Below are 23618 nucleotides of genomic sequence, written 5' to 3'. Positions count from 1 at the left end.
AGCGGATCCTTCGGCCACCGCACCCTCTTGCGAGAACACGGCAACGACCAGCGGTCTTTGGCTTCTGTGGAAGAGTACGCGAACGGGTCCGCGTCAAGCAAATCCGGTCAGAAGGCGCTGTCCGAACCGGCGCCCTTGCTGTCCTCGCCGAGCTTTCCGAGCTCCTCGAACATCTTCATCATGTCGAAGGTGTCCTTGGCCGCCGGCGGCGTCACCTTGGTCGCCGCGCCGTAGTCGGAGAAGGTCTGCGACGTCTTCACCGTGCCCTCGGGGGTCTTGATGTCGATGTCCATGCGGACCGGGTAGTCGTCCTCGTTGACCCAGACCTCGGTGTCGTAGCCCTTGATGCCCGACTTCTCGATGTTCTTGAACAGCTGGTCGCGCTCGCTCTTGCTGAGCACGTCCTTCAGGCCCTTGTTGGACTCCGCCATCTCCTTGACGGTGAGGCGGCCCTTGTAGCGCTGGGTCTGCTCGCCGTTGACCTGCGCGGAGCCCAGGTGCTTCAGGTTCGGGGAGTCGAGAAGCATCGCGAGCTGCTGCGCCGGGTCCTGGTTCATGCTGTCCAGGCCGCCGGTCATCTGCTTGGCGAGCTTGTCGTCACCGGCCTTCTCCATGATGGCGTTGAGATCCATCTTGACCCACTGCTTGCCGCCCATGTCCTTGGCCGCCTTGGCGCCCATGTTCATGTACATGACGTTGTCGCTCCAGAGCATCCGGATCTTCTCCGGAGCCTCCGGGTCACCCTCGGTGAGCGCGGAGCCCGAGACCGTCACGTCCATGACGGTCGGGTCCCAGCCCATGACGCCGGTCATCTTCATCTCACCGGCGCCGCCCATGGCCTTGCCCATCTCACCGGGCGGGGTGGACATCGTCATCTTGACCTTGGCCGACTTGGCGGCCGAGGTCTTCTTGTACGCGGCCGTGATGACCTCGGTCACCTGCGAGCGCGACTGGGGCTTCCCCGAGTCGGCAGCGTTGTCGGACTTGTCGTCCGAGCCCCCGCACGCCACCGCGCCGACACAGAGCAGCGCGGTGCTGAGCACGGCCCCCGCCACCCGCTGACGCCCTCTGCGTCCCCGTACGACACCTGCAGTCATGACCCCACCCCTTGGCACACCCTGGAACAAAGAACACATGATCGACACATGTTTGTGTGACCGAGAGTACCCGAGGGGTGGGTCGAGAAGCGCAGGAGTTATCCGGCGAGCGGCGCAGCGGTCATACGGCGGGCTGCTTGTTCATGAGGTCCTTGAAGCTCATCGTGTCCGACGCAGGCGGCTTCTCCACGTTCAGCTCGGTGCCGTAGTCGCTGTAGTAGGCCGTCTGCGAGAAGGTGCCGTTCTTCGTCTCACCCTTCTCGCTCTTCTTGACCAGCAGGTCGTCCTCGTCCACCCAGATGTCGATCGTCTCGGTGCTCAGGCCGGCCTGCTCGAACTGCTTCTTCAGCTCGGCCATCTTGTCTTCGTCGAGGTCCGCGCTCTTGGCGGTGAAGTCCGCGACGTCGACCTTGCCCGAGTAGTGGACCGCCTTCTTGCCGCGGACGTCCTCCGTGCCGACGCGCTTCACGTCGCCGGAGGCCAGCAGCATCTTCACGGACTGGTTCGGGGTGGTGTTCTGCATCTGGTCCTGGAAGGCCTCGCCCGCGGCGCCGCTTAGCTCCGCCAGCGTGTCGTAGTCGTACTCGACCCAGTGCTTGCCGCCGCCCGCCTGGGACGCGAACCTGTCCCCCATGTTCGCGTAGAAGCCGTTCTTCAGATAGCGGTAGTCGAGCTCCGTCGTGCCCAGCTGCTTCATCTGCTGGGCCTGGGAGCCGCCGGTGAAGGTCACCGTCACGTTGCCCGTGATGCCGTCGGACCAGCCCATGACGCCCTTCATGTCCATGGAGCTGAGCGAGCCCATGGTCGTCGTGCCGTCGACCCGGGCGGTGTCCGCCTTGTCGGTCGACTTCTCGACGGTGCGCAGGGCGGCTATGGGGCTGAGCTTGATGCCGCCCTCGTCCTTGCCGCCGCCGTCGGCCTTGTCGGAGGAGTCACCCGAACCGCAGGCCGTGAGGCCGGTCAGCGCGGCGACCACCGCGATCGAGAGACCGGCACGGCGCATGGTCGTGCTGTTCATGTTGTCCCACCCCTTGGCATTCATGGAGCCTGCACGCTAGCGCAGACCACTGACACACGTATCCGAAAGGTCCGTACACAAACAGGACGGGCCCCGCACCTCGAAAGGTTGCGGGGCCCGTCCACAGAACGCGTACGCGACGCGGCTGCCGTCAGATTCAGACGGCGGCCGGGTCCTCCTCGGTGAGGAGGTTGCGGGTGCGGTTCGAGTCCAGCGGAATGCCGGGGCCCATCGTGGTGGTGATGGCGGCCTTCTTGATGTAGCGACCCTTGGCGGCCGACGGCTTCAGACGGAGGATCTCCTCCAGGGCCGCGGCGTAGTTCTCCACCAGCTTGGTGTCGTCGAAGGACACCTTGCCGATGATGAAGTGCAGGTTCGAGTGCTTGTCGACGCGGAACTCGATCTTGCCGCCCTTGATGTCGTTGACAGCCTTCACGACGTCGGGGGTCACGGTGCCGGTCTTCGGGTTCGGCATCAGACCACGCGGACCGAGCACGCGGCCGAGGCGGCCGACCTTGCCCATGAGGTCCGGGGTGGCGACGACGGCGTCGAAGTCCAGGCGGCCCTTCGCGACCTCGTCGATGAGCTCGTCGGCGCCGACGATGTCGGCCCCAGCGGCTTCCGCGGCCGCAGCACGGTCACCGGTCGCGAAGACCAGGACCCGGGCGGTCTTGCCGGTGCCGTGCGGGAGGTTCACGGTGCCGCGGACCATCTGGTCGGCCTTGCGCGGGTCGACACCCAGACGCATGGCGACCTCGACGGTGCCGTCGAACTTGGTCGAGGAGGTCTCCTTGGCGAGACGGACGGCCTCGAGCGGGGCGTACAGCTTCTCCCGGTCGATCTTGGCGTCCGCAGCGCGGAGAGTCTTGCTGCGCTTCACTTCTGCTCCTGGTTTGTTCAGGTATGGAGTCGTGGTTCGGGCCAGCGCTTGGCCCTACCACTGAGAAAGGTCAGACGGGGGAGGAGGCTCAGCCCTCGACCGTGATGCCCATGGAACGGGCGGTGCCGGCGATGATCTTCGACGCGGCGTCCAGGTCGTTGGCGTTGAGGTCTTCCATCTTGGTCTGCGCGATCTCGCGGATCTGCGCCTCGGTGACCTTGGCGACCTTGGTCTTGTGGGGCTCGCCGGAGCCCTTCTCGACACCAGCGGCCTTCAGGATCATCTTGGCGGCCGGCGGCGTCTTGGTGATGAAGGTGAAGGAACGGTCTTCGTAGACCGTGATCTCCACCGGGATCACCCAGCCACGCTGCGACTCGGTCGCGGCGTTGTAGGCCTTGCAGAACTCCATGATGTTGACGCCGTGCTGGCCCAGCGCGGGGCCGACCGGCGGGGCCGGGTTGGCGGCACCAGCCTGGATCTGGAGCTTGATAAGCCCCGTGACCTTCTTCTTCTTGGGAGGCATTGCTCTCTCCGGGTCCTAGTGAGAGTTTTCAGCCGGCCATCCGGTCATCCGGATGGAGGCATACCGCACAACGATAACGGGTATAGTCGCGCGGCTAAAAACCGAGCAGGTCAGACCGGCTTTGACAGCCTGTCTGACCTGTTCGGAGGCGTGTGTTCCAGGGAACGTCAGTTCTTCTGGATCTGGTCGAAGCTGAGCTCGACCGGGGTCTCGCGGCCGAAGATCTCGACGAGGCCCTTGACCTTCTTCGAGTCGGCGTTGATCTCGTTGATCGTCGCCTGCAGCGTCGCGAACGGACCGTCGGTGACGGTGACCGAGTCGCCCACCTCGAAGTCCAGGACCTGGACCTCGACCTTGCGGGCCGGAGCCGGCTTGCCCTCGGCCTCGGCGGCCTCGCGGGCGGCCTTCTCCTCGGCCTCCGGGGCGAGCATCTTGACGATCTCGTCCAGGGTCAGCGGGTACGGGTCGTAGGCGTTGCCGACGAAGCCGGTGACGCCCGGCGTGTTGCGGACGACGCCCCAGGACTCGTTCGTCAGGTCCATGCGCACCAGCACGTAGCCGGGGAGCTTGTTCTGACGGATGGTCTTGCGCTCGCCGTTCTTGATCTGCGCGACCTCTTCCTGCGGCACCTCGGCCTGGAAGATGAAGTCCTCGACGTTCAGCGAGACGGCACGCTGCTCGAGGTTGGTCTTCACGCGGTTCTCGTAACCGGCGTAGGTGTGGATGACGTACCACTCGCCGGGGAGGGTGCGGAGCTCGTCGCGGAGGGCCACGATCGGGTCGACCGGCTCGGCCTCCTCCTCGGGCTCGTCCGCGGCGGCCTCGGCGTCCTCCTCGTCGGCGACGTCGGCGGCAGCGGTCTCGTCCTCCTCGGACTCCGCTACGGCCTCGGCGTCGCCCTCGAGGTGGATGGCGGCCTCTTCGGCGGGCTCACCCGCGGCGGCGTCGGCAGCGTCGGCCTGGTCCGGGTCCTCGGCGTCCGCCGCCTCGACGATGTCGAGCTGGTCCTCCACGGACTCCGCGCTCTCTTCGCGAGGCTCGACGGCGTCGTTCAGGTTCGGGTCAGACACGGTGGCTGCTTCTTCCTGGATACAGAGGGGTGGAACGCGCGAAAGGGGCGCCGGGAACGGCGCCCTTCGCTCTCGGCTCAGCCGAAGATGTACTTGACAGCGTGGCTGAAGCCATAGTCAATCACGGTCACGAGACCGATCATGATGACGACGAAGACAATCACCACTGTGGTGTAGGTCGTGAGCTGGCTGCGAGTCGGCCAGACGACCTTGCGGAGCTCCGCGATGATCTGACGGTAGAAGAGCGCGAGACGGCCGAAGGGGCCCTTCTTACCGCGCTTGCCGCCCTTGCGGGCCTTCTTCTTGGACTCCGTCGACTCGTCCTGGGCATCAGGCTTGTCGATGGAGCCCACGGCGTCCGTCACTCGTCCTCACCTGATTCCGGGTCGTGGCCGTGCCGCGCCCGGTTGAGCCGCACGGCGGTGCATTGCAGTACGTACATGCGCACACATCCTGGCGAAGGAGTGTGTAGCAGGGCCGGAGGGACTTGAACCCCCAACCGCTGGTTTTGGAGACCAGTGCTCTACCAATTGAGCTACGACCCTTTGATTTCCCCCAACCTACCGCATCCGCCCATGTGCACGGAGTGCGCTGAGAGAAAGCGGCCGGTGAGGGCCAACGAGCAGTGAGTGTACGTGCTCTGCGGCGCCCCGTCGAACAGAAAGGGCCGCGACGGTCTTGGAAACCCGCGCACCGGGGCCGTTTCGGGTCTGGAACGATGGGGCCATGAGCGCTGCTACTTCTCCGACCGAGCGCCGGGTGTCCGCGCGCATCGGCGCGATCTCCGAGTCCGCGACCCTCGCTGTCGACGCCAAGGCCAAGGCCCTCAAGGCCGCCGGCCGACCGGTGATCGGCTTCGGGGCGGGCGAGCCCGACTTCCCGACTCCGGACTACATCGTCGAGGCGGCCGTAGAGGCCTGCAAGAACCCGAAGTTCCACCGCTACACGCCGGCCGGGGGCCTCCCCGAGCTCAAGGCGGCGATCGCCGCGAAGACCCTCCGTGACTCGGGTTACGAGGTCGACGCTTCGCAGATCCTGGTGACCAACGGCGGCAAGCAGGCCATCTACGAAGCGTTCGCCGCGGTCCTCGACCCGGGCGACGAGGTCATCGTCCCCGCGCCGTTCTGGACCACCTACCCGGAGTCGATCCGTCTCGCGGGCGGTGTCCCCGTCCCGGTCGTCGCCGACGAGACCACCGGCTACCGCGTCTCGGTCGAGCAGCTCGAGGCCGCGCGCACGGAGCGCACGAAGCTCGTCCTCTTCGTGTCGCCGTCGAACCCGACGGGCGCCGTCTACAGCGAGGCCGACGCCGAGGCGATCGGCCGCTGGGCCGTCGAGCACGGCCTGTGGGTCATGACCGACGAGATCTACGAACACCTCGTCTACGGAGACGCGAAGTTCACCTCGCTCCCCGCGATCCTGCCCGAGCTGCGCGACAAGTGCATCGTGGTCAACGGCGTCGCCAAGACGTACGCGATGACCGGCTGGCGCGTGGGCTGGATCATCGGCCCGAAGGACGTCGTCAAGGCCGCGACGAACCTGCAGTCGCACGCCACGTCCAACGTCTCCAACGTCGCGCAGGCCGCCGCGCTCGCGGCCGTCTCCGGTGACCTGGTCGCCGTCGAGAAGATGCGCGAGGCCTTCGACCGGCGCCGCCAGACCATCGTGCGGATGCTCAACGACATCGCGGGCGTCATCTGCCCCGAGCCCGAGGGCGCCTTCTACGCGTACCCCTCCGTGAAGGGCCTCCTCGGCAAGGAGATCCGCGGCAAGCGCCCGCAGGACTCCGTCGAGCTGGCCGCACTCATCCTGGAGGAGGCCGAGGTCGCGGTCGTTCCCGGTGAGGCCTTCGGGACGCCGGGCTACCTCCGCCTCTCGTACGCGCTCGGCGACGAGGACCTCGTCGAGGGTGTCTCGCGGATCCAGAAGCTGCTCGCCGAGGCCCGCGACTGAGGGCTGCGTCGAAACGTGCGGGCCGTCTCTCCTTCGGAGAGACGGCCCGTTTCTTCGTTCGGACGGGGACCCGAAGGGGGAAAGCCGCTACCGGGAGACCAGGTGCATACGGCAAGATCCTCGAATGGAGCGTGTACGAGACGAGCGTGTGCGAGACGTACGAGACGAGCCTGTACGGGACGTACGGGACCTGCCGAAGGCCCATCTCCACCTGCACTTCACCGGGTCGATGCGGCCCACCACCCTGCTTGAGCTCGCCGACAAGTACGGCGTGCGTCTTCCGGAGGCCCTGACCGGCGCCGAGCCGCCGAAGCTGCGCGCCACGGACGAGCGCGGCTGGTTCCGCTTCCAGCGGCTCTACGACGCCGCGCGCTCCTGTCTGCGCGAGCCCGAGGACATCCAGCGCCTGGTCCGGGAGGCCGCCGAGGAGGATCTGCGCGACGGGTCGGGGTGGCTGGAGATCCAGGTCGACCCGACGTCCTACGCACCGCGGCTCGGCGGTCTGATCCCCGCCCTGGAAATCATCCTGGACGCCGTCGAGAGCGCCTCGCGGCAGACCGGCCTCGGGATGCGCGTCCTGGTCGCCGCGAACCGCATGAAGCACCCGCTGGACGCCCGCACGCTGGCGCGCCTCGCGGTGCGGTACGCGGACCGGGGCATCGTCGGCTTCGGGCTCTCCAACGACGAGCGGCGCGGCATGGCGCGGGACTTCGACCGGGCCTTCGCCATCGCACGCGACGGCGGTCTGCTCGCGGCGCCGCACGGCGGCGAGCTGACCGGGCCCGCGTCGGTGCGGGACTGTCTGGACGACCTTGACGCGGCGCGGATCGGGCACGGGGTGCGGGCGGCCGAGGACCCGCGGCTCCTGAAGCGGCTCGCGGACCGGGGCGTCACGTGTGAGGTGTGCCCGGCGTCCAACGTCGCCCTGGGGGTCTACGAAAAGCCGGAGGACGTCCCCTTGCGTACGCTCTTCGAGGCGGGGGTGCCGATAGCCCTCGGCGCCGACGACCCGCTTCTCTTCGGGTCGCGGCTCGCCGCACAGTACGACATCGCGCGCACCCACCACGGCTTCACGGACGCGGAGTTGGCGGAGCTCGCCCGGCAGTCGGTCCGCGGCTCGGCCGCGCCCGTCGACGTACAGCGGAAGATGCTGGCCGGGGTGGACGAGTGGCTGACCGCGTAGGACCTACACGCGCGTGATGCCCTTCAGGAGCGTGCGGGCGAGGGCCGCGGCGAACTCCTCGACGGGCTGCGGGGGCCGCTTGCCGACCGTGGCGTCGTAGGCGAAGGCCCGTTGCGCGCAGGCGCCCATGAGGAGTGAGGCGGCCGCGAACGTGTCGGCGTCGGGGGCGATCCGGCCGGCGTCCCGCTCGGCCCGCAGATAGGCGTCCAGGGCCTCGATGGGCATGTGGGGGCCCGTGCCCATCTCGCGCATGGAGTCCTCGTGGCGGCGCTTCAGCTGCGTCTCCGCGTACAAGGAGGCGGCGATCGGGAAACTCTCCGCATAGAAGTCGCTGGCCAGCCTCGCGATCTCCGTGAGGTTCTCCAGGACGCTGCGCTCCCCCGGCTTCTCGATGAGCTCGCTCAGGAGGGGGTTCAGCCTGGGCAGCCGCTCCTTGAGCACGCACACGAACAGCTCTTCCTTGCTCGCGAAATGCTTGTAGAGCGCGGCTTCGGAGCAGCCCGCCGCCTTGGCGATCTCCTTGGTGGTGGCGCGGGCCAGGCCGCGGGTGAACATGAGCTCGTGGGCCGCGTCGAGGATGCGGGCCCGCGTGGGCTTCTGCTGCATGGGCCGTCCAACCTGACTTGACGGAGGGGTGAGTGCTTACTCACCCTAGTGGGTGAGTGAATACTTACCCACCTTGGGAGGGTGCGCGATGAGGCTCACGGTGTTCGGTGCGACCGGTGGAATCGGTCAGGAGATCGTCCGGCAGGCGCTCACGGCAGGGCACAAGGTCACGGCGGTGGTACGCGATCCGGCGCGCCTGACGGTGACCGGCGAGGGGCTTGAGGTGTTCCGCGCGGACGTCCGGGATGCTGAAGCGGTGCGCCCCGCGGTCTCGGGCCGGGACGCGGTCCTTTCGGGGCTGGGTGCCCGCAACCGCGCGGACGCGGCCCGTGGCCTCGCGACGGAGCTCACGCGCGGTGTGCTGCGGGCTATGGACGCGGAGGGCGCGCGGCGGCTGCTGGTCGTCAGCGCGGCCCCGGTGGGCCCGGAGCCCGCGGACTCGCCGTTGTTCGACCGCGCCCTGCTGGGTGTGGTCGGCCGGGTCCTCAGGGACGTCTACACCGACCTGACGGCCATGGAGGCCGAGCTGGCGGCGAGCGCGACGGACTGGACCGCGGTCCGTCCGCCGCGCCTGACGAACAAGCCCGTCACCGGCCGCTACCGCAAGGTGGTGGGCGGCTCGCCGCGTTCGGGGCGCATGATCGGGCGCGCGGACGTGGCGCACGCGATGCTCGGCATGATCGACGACCGGGAGACCGTGAAGCGGGGCGTGGGCGTGGCCTACTGACCCGCCCCGCGGTGGTCCTACAGGCTGACGCCCACCGTCACGGGCTCGTTGACGAGGGTGACTCCGAAGGCGTCCCGCACGCCCGCGACGACCTCGCGGGCCAGCTCCAGCAGGTCCTCGGTGGTCGCGCCGCCGCGGTTGGTGAGCGCGAGCGTGTGCTTGGTGGAGATACGGGCCCGGCCCTCTCCGTAGCCCTTGGTGAAGCCCGCCTTGTCGATGAGCCAGGCGGCGGAGGTCTTCACGCGGCCGTCGCCCGTCGGGAAGGCGGGCGGGGAGACGTCCGCGCCGAGGCGTGCGGTCACGCGCGCGTGGAAGGCACCGAACTCCTCCTCGGTGAGGATCGGGTTGGTGAAGAACGACCCGGCGGACCAGCTGTCGTGGTCCTCAGGGTCGAGCACCATGCCCTTGCCCGCGCGGAGCTTGAGCACGGTCTCCCTGGCCACCGCGGCCGGCACCCGCTCCCCCGCCTCGACACCGAGCGTGCGTGCCGTCTCGGGGTACTTCAGGGGCGCGCTCATCCCCTGCGCGTCCTCGAGCTCGAAGCGGACCCGCAGCACCACGAAGCGGTCGGGATCGGCCTTGAAGCGGCTGTGACGGTACGAGAAGTCGCACTCGGCGTTCGCCATCACGACCGTCTCGTGGGTCTTCCTGTCGTACGCGACCACCTCGGTGATCGTCGAGGAGACCTCCTGGCCGTACGCCCCGACGTTCTGGATCGGCGTCGCGCCCGCGGAGCCGGGGATTCCGGCGAGGCACTCGATGCCCGCGAGACCCGCTTCGACGGTACGGGCGACCGCGTCGGTCCAGACCTCGCCGGCGGCGAGCTCCAGCTTCGTGCCGTCGAGCGCGAAGCCCTGGGTCGCGATGCGCAGGGCGGTGCCGTCGAAGCCCTTGTCGCCGATGACCAGGTTCGAGCCACCGCCGATGAGCAGCAGCGGGGTTCCGGAGTCGTCGGCCTCCCGGACGGCGGCGATGACCTCGGCGTCGGTCGTCGCGGTGATCAGACGGGTCGCGGGGCCGCCGAGCCGGAAGGTGGTCAGCGGGGCGAGCGGGGCATCGTGGAGTTCCTGCACGTGCTCAAGAGTACGAGAACGGCCCCACCGGTCAGGGCGGGGCCGTTCTCGTACGTCGGTCAGACGCGGTCGTACGTCCGTCAGACGCTGTTGTACGTCCCTCAGAGGCGCTTGTACGTCCCTCAGGCGGCGATCAGCTCGTCCTGAGCGGCAGCGGCGGGCGCCCCGGACCCTCCGGCCGTGCGTCGGCCCGACGGGATGCAGAGCGCCGCGACCGCCGCGAGGGCCACCACCGCGGAGCCCACCCAGAGCGCGGGCTCGAGCCCGTTCACGAAGTCCCACCCGGAGTCGTAGCCGCCCTGCGCCGAGAAGATCGAGGACATCACGGCGATGCCGAGGGCGCCGCCGACCTCGCGCAGCGCGTTGTTGGCGCCCGACGCGATGCCCTGCTCCTGCGGTCGCACGCTGGACATGACCAGGTTGGAGGCGGGCGCGAAGTACAGGGACATCCCGACGCCGCTGATGATCAGTGCCGGCAGCTGGGCCGTGTACGTGGCGTCGGGCGCCACCACGACGGCGTACCAGGCCAGGCCCACGGCCTGGAGGAAGAGGCCCGCGGCGACGACCGGGCGGCCACCGATCCGGTCGGAGAGGTACCCGGCCAGCGGCGAGATGAGCATCGGCATGCCGGTCCAGGGCAGCATCCGCAGCCCCGCCTCGGTGGGCGAGTAGCCGAGGACGCCCTGCATGTACTGGCTGAGCAGGAAGATCGAGCCGAACATCCCGAGGAACATGAGCAGGCTCGCCGCGTTGATTCCCGCGAAGGCACGACTACGGAAGAGGCGCATCGGCAGCATCGGCGCCTTGTGGCGCATCCCGTGCCGGACGAAGCCGCCGAGGAGGACGACGCCCGCGCTCAGGCTGACGAGGACGGTGGCGCTGGACCAGCCGTCGATGGGACCGCGGACAAGGGCGTACACGATTCCGAAGAGCCCACCGCTGGCGAGCAGCGTGCCGACCACGTCGAGGCGGGCGCCGGGGGCGTGGGACTCGGCGAGGCGGAGCCGGGCGAGCGGCAGCAGGGCGAGCCCCAGCGGAACGTTCAGCCAGAAGATCCACTGCCAGGAGACGTGCTCGGTGAGGGTGCCGCCGATCAGCGGGCCACTGGCGACCGCGAGGCCGTTGACGGCGCCCCATATGCCGTACGCCATGCCGCGCTTGGCCTGCGGTACGGCCGCCGTGAGCAGCGTCAGCGTGAGCGGCATCATGATCGCGGCGCCGACGCCCTGCACCGCGCGGGCGGCGATCAGCGCGTCCAGACCGGGTGCGAGCGCCGCGGCGGCGGAGGCGCCGGTGAAGACCGCGAGGCCGACCGTGAAGAGCCGGCGGCGTCCGAACCGGTCCCCCAGGGCCGCGCCGAACATCAGCAGCACGGCGAAGGTGAGGGTGTAGGCGCTCACGGTCCATTCGAGGTCGTGCAGGGCGCCCCCGAGGTCCTCGCGGATGGAGGGCAGGGCGGTGGTGACGACGAGGTTGTCGAGCGCGGCCATGAAGCCGGCGACGCTCGTGATGACGAGGGCCCAGACCATCCCCCCGCGTGATGTGGTCTCCCTGGTCCGCGCTTCTGCCTGTGCTTCCTGCTTCGGCATTACTCCCCCTTGGTTAGTTATTGATGACTAACTTCTGCGGGCACAGAAGAAGACCCCTGCCCCGCAGCGCGACTCACCCCGCGGGGTGCGCCGACTCGTAGAAACCGTTCCAGACCCGGTGATCGGGCCGGAATCCCATCGACACCAGGACGTTGATCAGCATCCCGTACGCCAGGAACTGCGTCGTCTCGTCGACGTCCGCCCCCAGCGCGAGGCGGACCGTGTCGTACATCTCCATCCAGGCGGCCCGCAGCGCGTCACCGAACTCCCGGTCGCCGGACGCCTCCGCGGATGCCACGGCGACGTACATCTGCATCTGCATGAGGAGCTTGTCCGGGTCCTCGGCGATGAGGGCCTGATAGGCCCTGCCCATGGCGTGCAGGGCCTCCTCGCCCTCCAGCCCCTCGGCCGCCTTGCGGAAGACCTCGGTGACCTCCTGGCAGCACCGCCCGGAGGCGGCGAGGAAGATGGACTGCTTTCCCGGGAAGAGGCGGAAGAGATACGGCTGCGAGACACCCACCCGTCTGGCGATCACCTCGGTGGAAGTGCCGTTGTATCCACCTCGGGCGAACTCGACCATCGCCGCGCGGATGACGCTTTCGCGCCGCTCCTCTGCGCTCATCCTGACCATGGGAGTAAGTTAGTGGCCAATCACTAAGTCGTCAAGCGTGTCCCGGGAGTGAGCCTTTGAGGACATGCGTAAGGGGCGCCCTCCCATGGAGAACGCCCCTTACCCGAACAGCTATCTGCCACTCGCCGTAAAGCCGTCAGCCATCAGCCGTCAGCCGTCAGCCGTCAGCCGTCAAGCAAGCTGCACGACGGCCCGCGACATGCCGAGGACCTTCTGGTCCCCGCTCTTCGCGAGCAGGTCGACGCGCACGCGGTTGTCGTCCAGCACGGCCGCGACCTTGGCGCTGACCTCTATGGTGGCGCCCTTGTCGTCGTTCGGGACGATGACGGGCTTGGTGAAGCGCACGCCGTACTCGACGACGGCTCCCGGGTCGCCCACCCAGTCGGTCACGACGCGGATCGCCTCGGCCATGGTGAACATGCCGTGCGCGATGACGTCGGGGAGCCCGACCTCACGCGCGAACTTCTCGTTCCAGTGGATCGGGTTGAAGTCCCCGGAAGCGCCCGCGTACTGCACGAGAGTGGCGCGTGTCACGGGAAAGGACTGGGCCGGCAGCTCGGTGCCGACCTCGACGTCGCCGTACGCAATCTTCGCCGTCATCGCCTCAGGCCCCTTCCGCCACAGTCTCCGCCGCCCGCGCGACGAGCTTGGTCCACGCGGTCACGACGTGCTCGCCGGCCTCGTCGTGGACCTCTCCGCGGATGTCCAGGATGTCGTTGCCCGCCATCGACTTGATGGCCTCGATGGTCGAGGTCACCGTGAGCCGGTCGCCCGCGCGCACCGGGCGGGTGTAGGCGAACTTCTGGTCGCCGTGCACGACGCGGCTGTAGTCGAGACCCAGCTGCGGGTCCTCGATGACCTGTCCCGCGGCCTTGAAAGTGATCGCGAACACAAAAGTCGGCGGAGCGATCACATCGGGGTGACCGAGCGCCTTGGCCGCTTCCGTGTCGGCGTACGCGGGATTGGTGTCACCCACGGCCTCGGCGAACTCGCGGATCTTCTCCCGGCCGACCTCATAAGGATCAGTGGGGGGATAGGAACGCCCCACGAAGGACTGGTCGAGCGCCATGGACTCGGCACCTCCTGCGGTTGGTTTCGTTGCGGATGGCTTCGCAAACACGACGCGAGGCCGCCCCCAACAATCGGGGACGGCCTCGTGTACGAGCCTGTGTTTAGCGCGTTTCGCGGTGCGCAGTGTGCGCGTTGCAGCGCGGGCAGTGCTTCTTCATCTCAAGACGGTCCGGGTCGTTACGCCGGTTCTTCTTGGTGATGTAGTTCCGCTCCTTGCACTCCACGCAGGCCAGCGTGATCTTCGGGCGGACGTCGGTGGCAGCCACGTGAGTGCTCCTTGACGGACGGATGGACGGATGAACGCATAAAAGAGTAGCCGATCGAAGGACCGACCCCACAATCGGCTACCGTTAGTAGCGGTGACCGGACTTGAACCGGTGACACAGCGATTATGAGCCGCTTGCTCTACCGACTGAGCTACACCGCTGCGATGCCGGGATCTCCCCGCCCGAAGGCGAGGATCACTCAACATCAGAGCCCCAATGCGGAATCGAACCGCAGACCTTCTCCTTACCATGGAGACGCTCTACCGACTGAGCTATTGGGGCGAGCGATGAAGACATTACACGGTTGGTCGCCGATCGCCCAAATCCGTTTCGCGGGGGCTGTCCGAGGGCAGTGAACGACCCGCCTCAGGGGTCCATGCACACCCCGTCCGGGTACTCGCACCACACCGGTACGACTATTCCGCTCCTCCTCGAAGCGGGCCTTTCACCGTCCTAGGCTCGACGCGCGCTGCGTGATCTTGACGCCTCGACGAACTGCAGCCGCCCCCGAGCCCGAGGAGCGCGATGCCCGACAGCCAGCCGCAGCAGCCCCACTCCTCCGGCGCCTCCGGCCCCTCCGGCTCCGGTCCCGCCGCCGACTCCGGTGCCCTGCTGCTCAGCGGCGCCCGGCTCACCGACGGCCGGACCGTGGACGTCCGGCTCGGCGGCGGACGCATCGAGGCGGTCGGCACGGCGGGCAGTCTGAGCGCCCACACCACGCGCGTGGACCTCACCGGCTACCTCCTGCTGCCCGCGGCCGCCGAGCCGCACGCACACGGCGACACGGCCCTGTCGGCGGACACGCCGGGCCCGGTCTCGTACGACGCCCCGGACGTCCAGCGCCGCGCCACCGAAGCGGCCCTGCTGCAGCTCGGACACGGCGCCACGGCGCTGCGGTCGCACGTGCGGATCGGCGACGTCCAGGGACTCGGTCCGTTGGAAGCGGTGCTGCAGGCGCGGCGCTCGCTCCGGGGCCTGGTCGACCTGACCGCCGTCGCCGTGCCGCGGCTGCTGACCGGCGTCGCGGGCGCGGACGGGCTCGCGATGCTGCGGGACGCGGTGAAAATGGGCGCCTCCGTAGTGGGCGGTTGCCCCGATCTGGACCCCGATCCCACGGGGTACGCGGAGGCCGTCCTGGAGATCGCCGCGGAGCACGGCTGCCCCGTCGACCTGCACACGGATGGTGACGATCCGGCGCGTCTGGGACGGCTCGCGGCGATGGCGGGGGGCTTGCGGGCCGGTGTGACGCTCGGTCCGTGCGCGGGCCTCGGGCGGCTGCCGGACGACGTGGCTACGCGCGCCGCCGAGCAACTCGCCGCGGCCGCGGTGACGGTGGTCTGTCTGCCCCAGGGCGGCTGCGGGAGCGCGGAGCGGCGCGGGACGGCGCCGGTGCGCCTGTTGCGGGCGGCGGGGGTGCGGGTCGCCGCGGGCAGCGGCGCCATGCGGGACGTGTCGAATCCGGTGGGGCGCGGGGACCCGCTGGAGGCCGCGTACTTGCTGGCGTCGCAGTGCGGGCTGCGGCCCGAGGACGCGTACGGCGCGGTGAGCGGGGCCGCGCGCGCGGCCATGGGGCTGCCGGAGGTGCGGGTGGAGGCGGGCTTCCCCGCCGAGTTGCTGGCGGTGCGCGGCGACCGCCTCTCGGGTGCGCTGTCGCTCGCGTACAGCCGCATCGTGGTGCACCGGGGCCGGGTCGTGGCGCGGACCAGCGCGGTGCGCGAGTACTGCGACTCGGCGGCGGCGGTGGCGTTGGACCTGCCCCGCCAGGGGCGGTCGACGGGGGCGGTACCGGGGCGGCCCGCGGGGGACGAGCCGTCGGACTGAGGGCGTTCTGGCCGAGGGTGCGCCGCGGAGTGCACCGGAGTGCGTGGCGGGATGCGCGGCCAGGGTGCGTAGAGACGCATCGGTGGTCCCCCACGCTCGTTCGGTGGTCCCCCGCGCGCGTGTTGAGCGCTTGCTTCCGTCCTGCCGTACGGTCGGGAGTATGCGCATTGTCATCGCTGGAGGTCATGGTCAGATCGCGCTGCGGCTGGAGCGTCTGCTCGCCGCGCGCGGTGACGAAGTCGCCGGGCTGATCCGTAACGCCGGGCAGGAATCCGATCTGCGCGGGGCCGGTGCCGAACCGGTCCTGTGCGACCTGGAGTCGGCTTCCGTCGACGAGGTCGCGGGGCATCTGCGCGGCGCCGACGCGGCCGTCTTCGCGGCGGGCGCGGGGCCCGGCAGCGGCGCCGACCGCAAGAACACCGTGGACCGGGACGCGGCCGTCCTCTTCGCGGACGCGGCGGAACGGGCCGGAGTGCGGCGCTACATCGTCGTGTCGTCCATGGGCGCCGACCCCGCGCACCAGGGCGACGAGATCTTCGACGCCTATCTGCGGGCCAAGGGCGAGGCCGACGCGGACGTACGCGCGCGTGCCGGCCTCGACTGGACGATCCTGCGTCCCGGGATGCTGACGGACGACGCGGGCACAGGCCTCGTACGCCTGGAGGCGTCGACCGGGCGCGGGCCCGTTCCGCGGGACGACGTGGCCGCGGTCCTGGCGGAACTCACGGAGACACCGGCGACGGCCGGGCTGACGCTGGAACTGGTCAGCGGGTCCGTGCCGGTGTCGGTGGCGGTCAAGTCGGTAGCGGGCAACTGACGGGCGGCGAGGCCGCCAGAGGTGCCGGCAACGGCTTCTGAGGCCCCTTCAGCGCTCTCGGCGCCCCTTCAGAACAGCGGGAGCTGTCCGGGGCAGTCCGGGACCACATAGCCGTCCAGAGCCGGTTGTGCGGCGCCGAGGGGGGCCTGCCTGCGGGACCCCGGGCAGGAGACCAGGTCGCCGGTGGCGCGCGGGCCGGGCGGGTCGTGGCGGGCGAAGCGGCCGCCGACGACGGCGATCTCGCGGCGGCACTCCGGGCAGTTTCTGCGACGGGACGACATGTGATCAGTGTGCCCATCGCCGACACCTGAAGCTCGTCGGCCCGCGCGGAACGTACCGCCGCGCGCCGGACGCACGTACGAAAAAACCCGGCCTGGTTCCTCACACTTCCCGCAGGTCAACGAGGCATACGCCAACTACGCCACTGATGACGCCAGTTGGCCGCCCCACGCACGGGCGCAGCCCTATCCTGACCCGCATGGAACCCGCCGTGATCGGAGCCCGGCTCGCGTCGAGCATCGTGGGGCCGCTGATCAGAAAGCTGTTCCAGGCCGAGGGTCCCGGGGCCGATCTGGTCGACAAGCCCGTTCGAGTGGCCCACCTCGTCTCCTTCCGCGGCGAGAAGCGCACGCTCTCCGACAAGGATCTGTACAAGATCGCGGAAGAGCTGGTGAAGCGGGCCGCGCACTCGACAGGCGTGGAGGAGTTGCTTCCGTCGTTCGAGAAGCAGGCCGTCATCCACGCCGTCACCGACTCGCTGCGGTCCCTCGGAACGCTCGAGATGGACGACGTGCAGGCGGTGCGCCTCGGCCATCTGGCGCTCTCCCAGCATCTGCGCGCGCAGAACAGGACGGCGACGCTGGGCCTGTCCCACGACGCGGTGACCCTGCACGCGGGCGTCCTCGACACGGCCTGCCTGCACATCCTGAACTTCTTCACCCAGCGCTCCACGTTCGTCCCGCGCACCCTGCTGGAACAGAGCCGCGGCATCGAGGAGTTGACCCGGAAGATCGACTCCCTGATCACCCGGTCCCCGTCCCCGGCCGACGGCCCCTTCGAGGACCGTTACGCGCACTACATCGCGACCAAGCACGGCAAGCTGAGCATCTTCGGTCTCGATCTGTCGGGCGCGCCGGAGAGCTGGCGGCTCGACGTGGCGTATCTGCGGCTGAACGCGGCAGCCGACGGGCTGAGCGGCACACCATCCCTGGTGCCGGCGGATCACGTCCTGGCGGGCCGCAGCCGTGTGCTCCTGCGCGGACTCGCCGGATCCGGCAAAACCACCCTCATTCAATGGCTCGCGGTTTCGACGGCGAAGCGGTCGCTCGACGAGCAGCTGCTCTACCTCTACGGTCTCGTGCCGATCGTCCTCCCTCTGCGCACTCTCACGCGCAGCGGCGCACCTCTCCCGACGCCCGACAAGTTCCTGTCGGCAGTGGACTGCCCCATCGCAGGCAGCCAGCCGCACGGGTGGATCGACAGGGTGCTGCAGGCGGGGCGGGGGCTCATCCTGATCGACGGGATCGACGAGATCCCCGAGGACGACCGCAACGACGCCCGCCGCTGGCTGCGGGAGCTCCTGAGCGCCTACCCCGACAACCGCTGGCTCGTCACCTCGCGGCCGTCCGCCGTGCGGGAACGCTGGCTGACCGACGACGACTTCGCCGAGCTGGATCTCGCGCCCATGAAGCGCGACGACATCGCGGAGTTCATCCACCGCTGGCACAAGGCGGCGGGCATCAGCGACCAATACGCGACCGAACTGCTGCGTGCGGTGCGGGCCCAGCAGGATCTGAGCCAGCTCGCGACCAACCCTCTTATGTGCGGCCTGATCTGCGCGCTGCACCAGGACCGCCGCGGGTACCTGCCAGAAGGGCGCAAGGAGATCTACGACGCGGCCCTTTCGATGCTGCTCTTCCGGCGTGACCGCGAACGCGGTGTCTACAAGAGCGGGCCCATCCATGTCAGCGAGGCCGAGCACATCCAGCTGATCCAGAAGCTGGCCTATTGGATGATCCGCAACGGCCGCTCGGAGATGACCCACACCGACGCGGTGGAGCTGTTGAGGCAGGTCCTGCCCGCCATGCCGAAGGTCGCCGAACAGGGCACTCCGGAGGCGGTCTACAAGCATCTGCTCGTCCGTAGTGGCCTGCTCCGGGAGCCGAGCGCGGACTCCATGGACTTCGTCCACCGCACCTTCCAGGACTACCTCGGGGCGAAGGCGGCGGTCGAGGAGCTCGACTTCGACTTCCTGATCGCCAACGCGCACCTGGACCAGTGGGAGGACGTCATCAGGATGGCCGTGGCCCACGCGCGGCCCACGGAGCGCACGCGGCTCCTCACGGGCCTGATCCGGCGCGAGGACACCTCGCGACGGGGCAGGGACCGCCTGCACCTCCTGGCGGCGGCCTGCCTGGAGCACGCGACCGAGCTGGCGCCGGCGGTCCGGGCGGAGGTGCAGGAGCGCGCGGCCGCCCTCATCCCGCCCCGCTCGCCGGACCAGGCGCGGGCGCTGACGGCGATCGGGCCCTTCGTGCTCGGGCTGCTGCCCGGCCCGCGGGAGCTGCCGCCGCTCCCGAGCGCCCCGGGTCCGTTCGCCACGGTGCTGCAGCGGGCGGAGGCCGCGGCTGAGGAGGAGGCGTACCGGGCGGCGGCCGACGAGGCGTACTTCACGGTGCTCACGGCGACGCCGCTCGGGACGGACGCGGCGATCGAGCTGCTCTCCAAGTACCGCGACCATCCGGACCTGCGAGTCCGAAATGAGCTGGCACGCGCGTGGGGCCGGTACGAGACGGACCTGTACGGCCAGGAGGTGGTCGCGCACCTCGCCGAGGACGGTCTCTACTTCCCCGTGTCGAACCTGCGCGAGCTCCGCGCGCTCCGCAGCTACGGCAGCCGCTCCCACATCAAGATCACCGGCGAGTTCACGGTGGACGAGTTCGTGGCGACGTGCCCGGGGCAGCGCCTGACCCATCTGTGGGTGGAGGCCGACATGGGGGCCACGTGGGACTGGCTGGGCCTCTTCCCCAAGCTGTGCGAGCTCACCATCGAGACGCTCCACCCGAGCATCGACCTCAGCACCCTGGAACGCGTCCGCAGCCTGCTCACGCTCCGTGTCCCCGAGGAGGCCACGCTCATCGGCAGGAACCTGCTCCCGGAGTCCACGAGGGTCGTACGCGGCCGCCTGAGCCCGCCCTGACGCTGCCCGGAGGCCCGCCCTGACCGCATACGAAGAAACCCCCTCAGATCAACGTTTCCGCAGATCGGAGGGGGTTTACCTTCATGTGGCGGCGCCAGGATTCGAACCTGGGAAGGCTGAGCCGGCAGATTTACAGTCTGCTCCCTTTGGCCGCTCGGGCACACCGCCGGGTTTGCTGCCCACACTCCGCTTTCGCGGCGCTCCGTGGCAACGACGTAAACGATACCTGATGCACGGGGGTGCTTCGCCACCCGATTGATCGGCACCCCATCCGGGGGCGATGGCTAGGCTTTGCGGATGCGGCCAGCGTCAGTCGGCCGTGTATCCGCTGAGTACGCATACCCCGATACAAGGAGCCACAGGACATGGCCGACTCCAGTTTCGACATCGTCTCGAAGGTCGAGCGGCAGGAGGTCGACAACGCCCTCAACCAGGCCGCCAAGGAGATCTCGCAGCGCTACGACTTCAAGGGCACGGGCGCGTCGATCGCCTGGTCCGGCGAGAAGATCCTGATGGAGGCGAACGGCGAGGAGCGGGTCAAGGCGATCCTCGACATCTTCCAGTCCAAGCTGATCAAGCGGGGCATCTCGCTGAAGTCGCTGGACGCGGGCGAGCCGCAGCTGTCCGGCAAGGAGTACAAGATCTTCGCCTCGATCGAAGAGGGCATCTCCCAGGAGAACGCGAAGAAGGTCGCCAAGATCATCCGCGATGAGGGCCCCAAGGGCGTCAAGGCTCAGGTCCAGGGCGACGAGCTGCGCGTCAGCTCGAAGAGCCGGGACGACCTGCAGGCCGTGCAGGCGCTGCTCAAGGGGCAGGACTTCGACTTCGCCGTGCAGTTCGTGAACTACCGGTAGGTCGCGTTCGCCGTCGTACGGACGACTGAGGGCGGGCACCCCGGCTGGGGCGCCCGCCCTTTGCTGCTGGCCGCAGACCGTGGGACGGCGTCTCAGCGCCGTGAGTGTCCGAAGAGGATGCGGTAGGCGACGAGCAGGACGAGTGAGCCTCCGATGGCCGCCACCCAGGTGGCGCCGTCGTAGAAGTCGTCGGCGATCGGGCGGTCGAGGTAGCGAGCGGATATCCAGCCGCCGACGAAGGCTCCCGCGATGCCGATGACGGTCGTGCCGATGAAGCCGCCCGGGTCGCGTCCCGGCAGCAGCAGTTTGGCGGCGGCTCCGGCCAGCAGTCCCAAGACGACCCAGCTGATGATGCCCATGTGATGACCCGGCCTTTCCCGCGCGGTGAGCTTGATGCGCTGTTGCCCTGTAGGACGTCACTACGGAGAGGCGCGGTTGCGGTGATCGGTGAGGTGCGGCGCATGCCACAGCCGGTGTCCTACCCGGGAGTGTCCTGCCACGGCTCCAGGTCCATGCCGTCGTTCTCCTCCTCGTACCAGCCCGTGCCGTCGAGCCACGCGGTGAGCCAGGCCGTGAGGGTCGGGGCGTCGACGAACCAGGCATGCCGGGGGTCGCCGCCGTTGGGCTCGAAGAGCAGGACCTGCCCGTCGGCCGTGCGGCAGTCCACGCACGCGTACATCGCGCAGCCCCAGTGGGATATCGGCAGCACGCCCTCGGGCCAGCCCCAGTCCGATTCGCGCATCGCGAGGTACTTCTCGACGACGGCCGGCTCGCCTCCGGACGACTTGCCTTCGAGCAGCGGCAACAGGCCGTACTCCGGGCCGAATCCGCCGTCTCCTATGCGGGTGTAGAGCGCGGCGAGCAGGGGCGGCAGGGTGAAGCCCAGGGACGCCTCCGCGCGGGCCAGCGTGTCCGCGTCCACGGGGGCGGGCAGGGAGTCCCAGCCCCAGGGGCGGGTGGCGCGTGCCTCGGCGGCGATGCGGGTCAGCAACTGCTCGGCGTCGGTCATGAGTTCATCGTGGACCACGGCACTGACAATCCCGCCCGGGCGGCGGGCGGGCCGCTAGGCCAGGACCATCTCGATGTTCATCTGCCTCAGCAGGGACAGGAGTTCCTCGAAGGTCCGTGTGCGGTCGTCGGTGCGGGGCGTGACACCCAGGCAGGTTCGGGCCGTGTGCGCGGTGTGCCAGGCCAGGGTGCGGGGTGACGGGGTGTCCGTGGTTCGGCGGAGGCAGTCAGCGAGCGTGTCCGCGCTTCGTCCGGCGTAGCCTCCGGGGCCGTGCACCGCCTCGCCGAGTGCGCGGTAGAAGGCGGGTTCATCGGTGATGTGGCGGCCGTCGAGGTGGTAAGTGGGGTCGGGGGCGTCGGCCGGGGTGTGTTGTTTCGCGTGCTCGCGCGCGATGGCCAGCCAGTGGGACCGGCCCTCCGCGCCCGTGCCGTCGCGCGCCCAGAGGTTGGGTTCCGTGGGTCGGCCGGACCACCAGGCGTCCCAGGCCATTCCGGCGGCGCGTGACGGCCGCAGGGTCCAGGGGTCCAGGGGTCCAGGGCGAAGTCGACCAGGCCACGTCCGCGCGCGGAGGGGATCCAGGCGACGACTTCGCCCTCCACGGCGTGCCGCAGGGGCCGCCCCGGCCTCCCCAGGCGCAGCACCCGGTCGTGACCGAGGTCGCCTCTGCCGGACTCCAGCGCGTCTCTGAGGGCCCCGCGCGGTGCGCAGCCGAGCAGCCGTACCGGGGGTTCTGTCAGCGCGTCCGACGGGGCGTCACGTTCTTCGTGCCGGTGCGGCCGGTCCGGGAGTTGGTCGGCGAACAGGTGCTTCGCGTCCGCGCAGAGCGCCCAGATCTCGTCGTACGGGGCGACCTCCGGGTCGTACGCGGCGAGAGCGTACTTCGGCTCCGGCGCAGGCCTAGTAGCGCGCGGCGAACGGCTGGTCGGTGCGGACGATGTCGCGGCCGAGCGGCAGCAGCGAGACGGGGATCAGCTTGAAGTTGGCGACGCCCAGAGGGATGCCGATGATCGTGACGCAGAGCAGGACACCCGTGACGATGTGGCCGATGGCCAGCCACCAGCCGGCGAGGATCAGCCACAGGACGTTGCCCACGCACGAGGGTGCGCCCGCGTCGCGGCGCTCGACCGTCGTGTACCCGAAGGGCCACAGCGCATAGCGGCCGATGCGGAAGCTGGCCAGGCCGAACGGGATGCCGATGATGGTGATGCAGAGCAGCAGGCCCGCCAGGAGGTACCCCAGGAACATCCAGAAGCCGCAGAGGACGAGCCATATGACGTTGAGGATTGTCTTCACTGTTGGCGACCTGCCATCTGCTCGAGTCGGGCGATGCGCTCCGCCATCGGCGGGTGCGTGGAGAACATCTTGGACATGCCCTGTCCCGGACGGAAGGGATTCGCGATCATCATGTGACTCGCCGTCTCGAGACGGGGCTCGGGCGGCAGCGGCAACTGCTTCGTCCCCGTTTCGAGTTTACGCAGCGCGCTCGCGAGGGCGAGGGGATCGCCGGTGAGCTGTGCGCCGGACGCGTCGGCCTCGTACTCCCTGGAGCGGCTGATCGCGAGCTGGATGATGGAGGCCGCCAGCGGGCCGAGCAGCATGATCAGGAGCATCCCGAAGATGCCGGGTCCGTCGTTGTCGTTCGAGCGGCCGACGGGGATCAGCCAGGCGAAGTTGACCAGGAACATGATCACGGACGCGAGGGCGCCCGCGACGGAGGAGATCAGGATGTCCCGGTTGTAGACGTGGCTGAGCTCGTGGCCGATGACGCCGCGCAGCTCGCGCTCGTCGAGGAGCCGCAGGATGCCGTCGGTGCAGCACACCGCCGCGTTGCGGGGGTTGCGGCCCGTCGCGAACGCGTTCGGCGCCTCGGTGGGCGAGATGTACAGCCGGGGCATGGGCTGGCGGGCCTGGGTGGAGAGCTCGCGGACCATGCGGTAGAGCTCGGGGGCCTCGAATTCGCTCACCGGGCGGGCACGCATGGCGCGCAGGGCGAGCTTGTCGCTGTTCCAGTACGCGTACGCGTTGGTGCCGAGCGCCACGAACAGCGCGACGATCAGGCCCGTACGCCCGAAGAAACTGCCGATGACAAGGATGAGCGCGGACAGTCCCCCGAGGAGTACGGCGGTCTTCAATCCGTTGTGCCGGCGGTGCACGGTACGCCCTCCTGGTGGTGCGTGGGGGAACCCTCTGCTGACTGGTGCTTCCACTGTTCAGTGGACCCTCCCGTACTG

The 23618-nt window shown here is 69.2% G+C and carries 26 protein-coding genes and 4 tRNA genes; 7 read left to right on the top strand and 23 right to left on the bottom strand.

The genetic code is table 11. The annotated features are described in order from the left end of the window. Window positions 1-107 precede the first annotated feature (107 nt). From DEJ49_RS21885 to DEJ49_RS21855, 7 genes are all read right to left on the bottom strand, one after another. Window positions 108-1097 carry a hypothetical protein gene (locus tag DEJ49_RS21885; protein ID WP_223832940.1) on the bottom strand — a complete coding sequence of 330 codons (990 nt, stop codon included), beginning with the start codon at window positions 1095-1097 and terminating at the stop codon, window positions 108-110. A 121-nt stretch (window positions 1098-1218) separates the two neighbouring features. Beyond that, window positions 1219-2115 (bottom strand): hypothetical protein, encoded by an 897-nt coding sequence (locus tag DEJ49_RS21880; RefSeq protein ID WP_150185733.1) that lies wholly within the window; start codon window positions 2113-2115, stop codon window positions 1219-1221. A gap of 157 nt (window positions 2116-2272) precedes the next feature. After that, window positions 2273-2995 (bottom strand): 50S ribosomal protein L1, encoded by a 723-nt coding sequence (rplA, locus tag DEJ49_RS21875; protein ID WP_055564539.1) that lies wholly within the window; start codon window positions 2993-2995, stop codon window positions 2273-2275. 88 nt (window positions 2996-3083) lie between these two features. Then, window positions 3084-3518, bottom strand: coding sequence for a 50S ribosomal protein L11 (gene rplK, locus DEJ49_RS21870; protein ID WP_030782612.1), 435 nt, complete (start codon window positions 3516-3518; stop codon window positions 3084-3086). Window positions 3519-3685: 167 nt separating this feature from the next. Continuing rightward, a complete protein-coding gene (gene nusG / locus DEJ49_RS21865; protein WP_150185732.1) occupies window positions 3686-4588 on the bottom strand; it encodes a transcription termination/antitermination protein NusG in 903 nt (300 codons plus the stop codon). A 77-nt stretch (window positions 4589-4665) separates the two neighbouring features. Then, complete coding sequence (gene secE, locus DEJ49_RS21860; RefSeq protein ID WP_150185731.1) at window positions 4666-4953, bottom strand: preprotein translocase subunit SecE; 288 nt, start codon at window positions 4951-4953, stop codon at window positions 4666-4668. Window positions 4954-5060: 107 nt separating this feature from the next. Beyond that, window positions 5061-5133 (bottom strand) — tRNA-Trp (locus DEJ49_RS21855). Window positions 5134-5314: 181 nt separating this feature from the next. Between DEJ49_RS21855 and DEJ49_RS21850 the strand changes: the two genes are divergently transcribed. Both DEJ49_RS21850 and DEJ49_RS21845 read left to right on the top strand, forming a co-directional pair. Continuing rightward, complete coding sequence (locus DEJ49_RS21850; protein WP_150185730.1) at window positions 5315-6541, top strand: pyridoxal phosphate-dependent aminotransferase; 1227 nt, start codon at window positions 5315-5317, stop codon at window positions 6539-6541. A 124-nt stretch (window positions 6542-6665) separates the two neighbouring features. After that, the gene (locus DEJ49_RS21845) at window positions 6666-7724 is read left to right on the top strand and encodes an adenosine deaminase (RefSeq protein ID WP_190329408.1); all 1059 of its coding nucleotides are present in this window, start codon (window positions 6666-6668) and stop codon (window positions 7722-7724) included. 3 nt (window positions 7725-7727) lie between these two features. On the opposite strand, the gene DEJ49_RS21840 is transcribed toward DEJ49_RS21845, so the two are convergent. Beyond that, window positions 7728-8330, bottom strand: a complete 603-nt coding sequence (locus tag DEJ49_RS21840; RefSeq protein ID WP_150185729.1) for a TetR/AcrR family transcriptional regulator — start codon at window positions 8328-8330, stop codon at window positions 7728-7730. 88 nt (window positions 8331-8418) lie between these two features. On the opposite strand from DEJ49_RS21840, the gene DEJ49_RS21835 reads away from it, so the two are divergent. Further along, the gene (locus tag DEJ49_RS21835) at window positions 8419-9057 is read left to right on the top strand and encodes an NAD(P)-dependent oxidoreductase (protein ID WP_150185728.1); all 639 of its coding nucleotides are present in this window, start codon (window positions 8419-8421) and stop codon (window positions 9055-9057) included. 17 nt (window positions 9058-9074) lie between these two features. On the opposite strand, the gene DEJ49_RS21830 is transcribed toward DEJ49_RS21835, so the two are convergent. The 8 genes from DEJ49_RS21830 to DEJ49_RS21795 form a co-directional block, all read right to left on the bottom strand. After that, window positions 9075-10193, bottom strand: a complete 1119-nt coding sequence (locus DEJ49_RS21830) for a UDP-N-acetylmuramate dehydrogenase (protein WP_411757244.1) — start codon at window positions 10191-10193, stop codon at window positions 9075-9077. A 59-nt stretch (window positions 10194-10252) separates the two neighbouring features. Then, the gene (locus DEJ49_RS21825) at window positions 10253-11719 is read right to left on the bottom strand and encodes an MFS transporter (protein WP_190329406.1); all 1467 of its coding nucleotides are present in this window, start codon (window positions 11717-11719) and stop codon (window positions 10253-10255) included. A 73-nt stretch (window positions 11720-11792) separates the two neighbouring features. Further along, window positions 11793-12350, bottom strand: coding sequence for a TetR/AcrR family transcriptional regulator (locus tag DEJ49_RS21820; RefSeq protein WP_190329405.1), 558 nt, complete (start codon window positions 12348-12350; stop codon window positions 11793-11795). Window positions 12351-12521: 171 nt separating this feature from the next. Further along, window positions 12522-12950: a MaoC family dehydratase gene (locus tag DEJ49_RS21815; RefSeq protein WP_150185726.1), complete on the bottom strand. Its 429-nt coding sequence runs from the start codon at window positions 12948-12950 to the stop codon at window positions 12522-12524. Between the two features lie 4 nt (window positions 12951-12954). Next, window positions 12955-13419 carry a MaoC family dehydratase N-terminal domain-containing protein gene (locus DEJ49_RS21810; protein ID WP_150185725.1) on the bottom strand — a complete coding sequence of 155 codons (465 nt, stop codon included), beginning with the start codon at window positions 13417-13419 and terminating at the stop codon, window positions 12955-12957. 103 nt (window positions 13420-13522) lie between these two features. Beyond that, complete coding sequence (gene rpmG, locus DEJ49_RS21805; RefSeq protein WP_004571794.1) at window positions 13523-13687, bottom strand: 50S ribosomal protein L33; 165 nt, start codon at window positions 13685-13687, stop codon at window positions 13523-13525. Window positions 13688-13775: 88 nt separating this feature from the next. Next, window positions 13776-13848: transfer RNA gene (locus DEJ49_RS21800), tRNA-Met, on the bottom strand. 48 nt (window positions 13849-13896) lie between these two features. Beyond that, a tRNA-Thr gene (locus DEJ49_RS21795) sits at window positions 13897-13969 on the bottom strand. Window positions 13970-14212: 243 nt separating this feature from the next. Here DEJ49_RS21795 and DEJ49_RS21790 point away from each other — a divergent pair. Together DEJ49_RS21790 and DEJ49_RS21785 are read left to right on the top strand one after the other, a co-directional pair. Further along, the gene (locus tag DEJ49_RS21790) at window positions 14213-15508 is read left to right on the top strand and encodes an amidohydrolase family protein (protein ID WP_150185724.1); all 1296 of its coding nucleotides are present in this window, start codon (window positions 14213-14215) and stop codon (window positions 15506-15508) included. 160 nt (window positions 15509-15668) lie between these two features. Further along, window positions 15669-16325 carry an SDR family oxidoreductase gene (locus DEJ49_RS21785; RefSeq protein ID WP_150185723.1) on the top strand — a complete coding sequence of 219 codons (657 nt, stop codon included), beginning with the start codon at window positions 15669-15671 and terminating at the stop codon, window positions 16323-16325. Window positions 16326-16393: 68 nt separating this feature from the next. Here DEJ49_RS21785 and DEJ49_RS21780 read toward each other — a convergent pair whose 3' ends face one another. Further along, a complete protein-coding gene (locus DEJ49_RS21780) occupies window positions 16394-16606 on the bottom strand; it encodes a hypothetical protein (RefSeq protein WP_150185722.1) in 213 nt (70 codons plus the stop codon). 197 nt (window positions 16607-16803) lie between these two features. On the opposite strand from DEJ49_RS21780, the gene DEJ49_RS21775 reads away from it, so the two are divergent. After that, entirely contained in the window at window positions 16804-19524 is a 2721-nt protein-coding gene (locus DEJ49_RS21775) for an NACHT domain-containing protein (protein WP_190329404.1), read from the top strand. Window positions 19525-19610: 86 nt separating this feature from the next. On the opposite strand, the gene DEJ49_RS21770 is transcribed toward DEJ49_RS21775, so the two are convergent. Further along, window positions 19611-19692 (bottom strand) — tRNA-Tyr (locus DEJ49_RS21770). A gap of 197 nt (window positions 19693-19889) precedes the next feature. Here DEJ49_RS21770 and DEJ49_RS21765 point away from each other — a divergent pair. Further along, entirely contained in the window at window positions 19890-20378 is a 489-nt protein-coding gene (locus tag DEJ49_RS21765) for a YajQ family cyclic di-GMP-binding protein (RefSeq protein ID WP_055564526.1), read from the top strand. Between the two features lie 92 nt (window positions 20379-20470). Here the strand turns inward: DEJ49_RS21765 and DEJ49_RS21760 are convergent, their stop codons facing one another. The 5 genes from DEJ49_RS21760 to htpX form a co-directional block, all read right to left on the bottom strand. Continuing rightward, on the bottom strand, window positions 20471-20737 hold the full coding sequence (locus tag DEJ49_RS21760; RefSeq protein ID WP_150185721.1) for a GlsB/YeaQ/YmgE family stress response membrane protein: 267 nt from the start codon (window positions 20735-20737) through the stop codon (window positions 20471-20473). Between the two features lie 119 nt (window positions 20738-20856). Beyond that, entirely contained in the window at window positions 20857-21387 is a 531-nt protein-coding gene (locus DEJ49_RS21755) for an SMI1/KNR4 family protein (protein WP_150185720.1), read from the bottom strand. Window positions 21388-21441: 54 nt separating this feature from the next. Continuing rightward, window positions 21442-21876, bottom strand: coding sequence for a barstar family protein (locus DEJ49_RS21750; protein ID WP_150185719.1), 435 nt, complete (start codon window positions 21874-21876; stop codon window positions 21442-21444). A gap of 408 nt (window positions 21877-22284) precedes the next feature. Continuing rightward, window positions 22285-22680, bottom strand: coding sequence for a YccF domain-containing protein (locus tag DEJ49_RS21745; protein ID WP_150185718.1), 396 nt, complete (start codon window positions 22678-22680; stop codon window positions 22285-22287). Next, window positions 22677-23540 (bottom strand): zinc metalloprotease HtpX, encoded by an 864-nt coding sequence (gene htpX / locus DEJ49_RS21740; protein WP_150185717.1) that lies wholly within the window; start codon window positions 23538-23540, stop codon window positions 22677-22679. The genes DEJ49_RS21745 and htpX overlap by 4 nt, the downstream gene beginning before the upstream one ends. Between the last annotated feature and the right edge of the window lie 78 nt (window positions 23541-23618).

Origin of the sequence: Streptomyces venezuelae, from assembly GCF_008642335.1 — a bacterium.
Lineage (GTDB): Bacteria > Actinomycetota > Actinomycetes > Streptomycetales > Streptomycetaceae > Streptomyces > Streptomyces venezuelae_F.
The sequence above is the reverse complement of the archived record's forward strand: the minus strand, read 5'-3'. Positions and strand labels throughout refer to the sequence as shown.

What these genes read in the sequence shown, in the direction of transcription:
- DEJ49_RS21885 (WP_223832940.1), bottom strand. Translation starts at nt 1,097, where the DNA reads ATGACTGCAGGTGTCGTACGGGGACGCAGAGGGCGTCAGCGGGTGGCG.
- DEJ49_RS21880 (WP_150185733.1), bottom strand. Translation starts at nt 2,115, where the DNA reads ATGAACAGCACGACCATGCGCCGTGCCGGTCTCTCGATCGCGGTGGTC.
- rplK (WP_030782612.1), bottom strand. Translation starts at nt 3,518, where the DNA reads ATGCCTCCCAAGAAGAAGAAGGTCACGGGGCTTATCAAGCTCCAGATC.
- DEJ49_RS21850 (WP_150185730.1), top strand. Translation starts at nt 5,315, where the DNA reads ATGAGCGCTGCTACTTCTCCGACCGAGCGCCGGGTGTCCGCGCGCATC.
- DEJ49_RS21845 (WP_190329408.1), top strand. Translation starts at nt 6,666, where the DNA reads ATGGAGCGTGTACGAGACGAGCGTGTGCGAGACGTACGAGACGAGCCT.
- DEJ49_RS21840 (WP_150185729.1), bottom strand. Translation starts at nt 8,330, where the DNA reads ATGCAGCAGAAGCCCACGCGGGCCCGCATCCTCGACGCGGCCCACGAG.
- DEJ49_RS21835 (WP_150185728.1), top strand. Translation starts at nt 8,419, where the DNA reads ATGAGGCTCACGGTGTTCGGTGCGACCGGTGGAATCGGTCAGGAGATC.
- DEJ49_RS21825 (WP_190329406.1), bottom strand. Translation starts at nt 11,719, where the DNA reads ATGCCGAAGCAGGAAGCACAGGCAGAAGCGCGGACCAGGGAGACCACA.
- DEJ49_RS21820 (WP_190329405.1), bottom strand. Translation starts at nt 12,350, where the DNA reads ATGGTCAGGATGAGCGCAGAGGAGCGGCGCGAAAGCGTCATCCGCGCG.
- DEJ49_RS21815 (WP_150185726.1), bottom strand. Translation starts at nt 12,950, where the DNA reads ATGACGGCGAAGATTGCGTACGGCGACGTCGAGGTCGGCACCGAGCTG.
- DEJ49_RS21810 (WP_150185725.1), bottom strand. Translation starts at nt 13,419, where the DNA reads ATGGCGCTCGACCAGTCCTTCGTGGGGCGTTCCTATCCCCCCACTGAT.
- DEJ49_RS21790 (WP_150185724.1), top strand. Translation starts at nt 14,213, where the DNA reads ATGCCCGACAGCCAGCCGCAGCAGCCCCACTCCTCCGGCGCCTCCGGC.
- DEJ49_RS21785 (WP_150185723.1), top strand. Translation starts at nt 15,669, where the DNA reads ATGCGCATTGTCATCGCTGGAGGTCATGGTCAGATCGCGCTGCGGCTG.
- DEJ49_RS21780 (WP_150185722.1), bottom strand. Translation starts at nt 16,606, where the DNA reads ATGTCGTCCCGTCGCAGAAACTGCCCGGAGTGCCGCCGCGAGATCGCC.
- DEJ49_RS21775 (WP_190329404.1), top strand. Translation starts at nt 16,804, where the DNA reads ATGGAACCCGCCGTGATCGGAGCCCGGCTCGCGTCGAGCATCGTGGGG.
- DEJ49_RS21765 (WP_055564526.1), top strand. Translation starts at nt 19,890, where the DNA reads ATGGCCGACTCCAGTTTCGACATCGTCTCGAAGGTCGAGCGGCAGGAG.
- DEJ49_RS21760 (WP_150185721.1), bottom strand. Translation starts at nt 20,737, where the DNA reads ATGGGCATCATCAGCTGGGTCGTCTTGGGACTGCTGGCCGGAGCCGCC.
- DEJ49_RS21755 (WP_150185720.1), bottom strand. Translation starts at nt 21,387, where the DNA reads ATGACCGACGCCGAGCAGTTGCTGACCCGCATCGCCGCCGAGGCACGC.
- DEJ49_RS21750 (WP_150185719.1), bottom strand. Translation starts at nt 21,876, where the DNA reads ATGGCCTGGGACGCCTGGTGGTCCGGCCGACCCACGGAACCCAACCTC.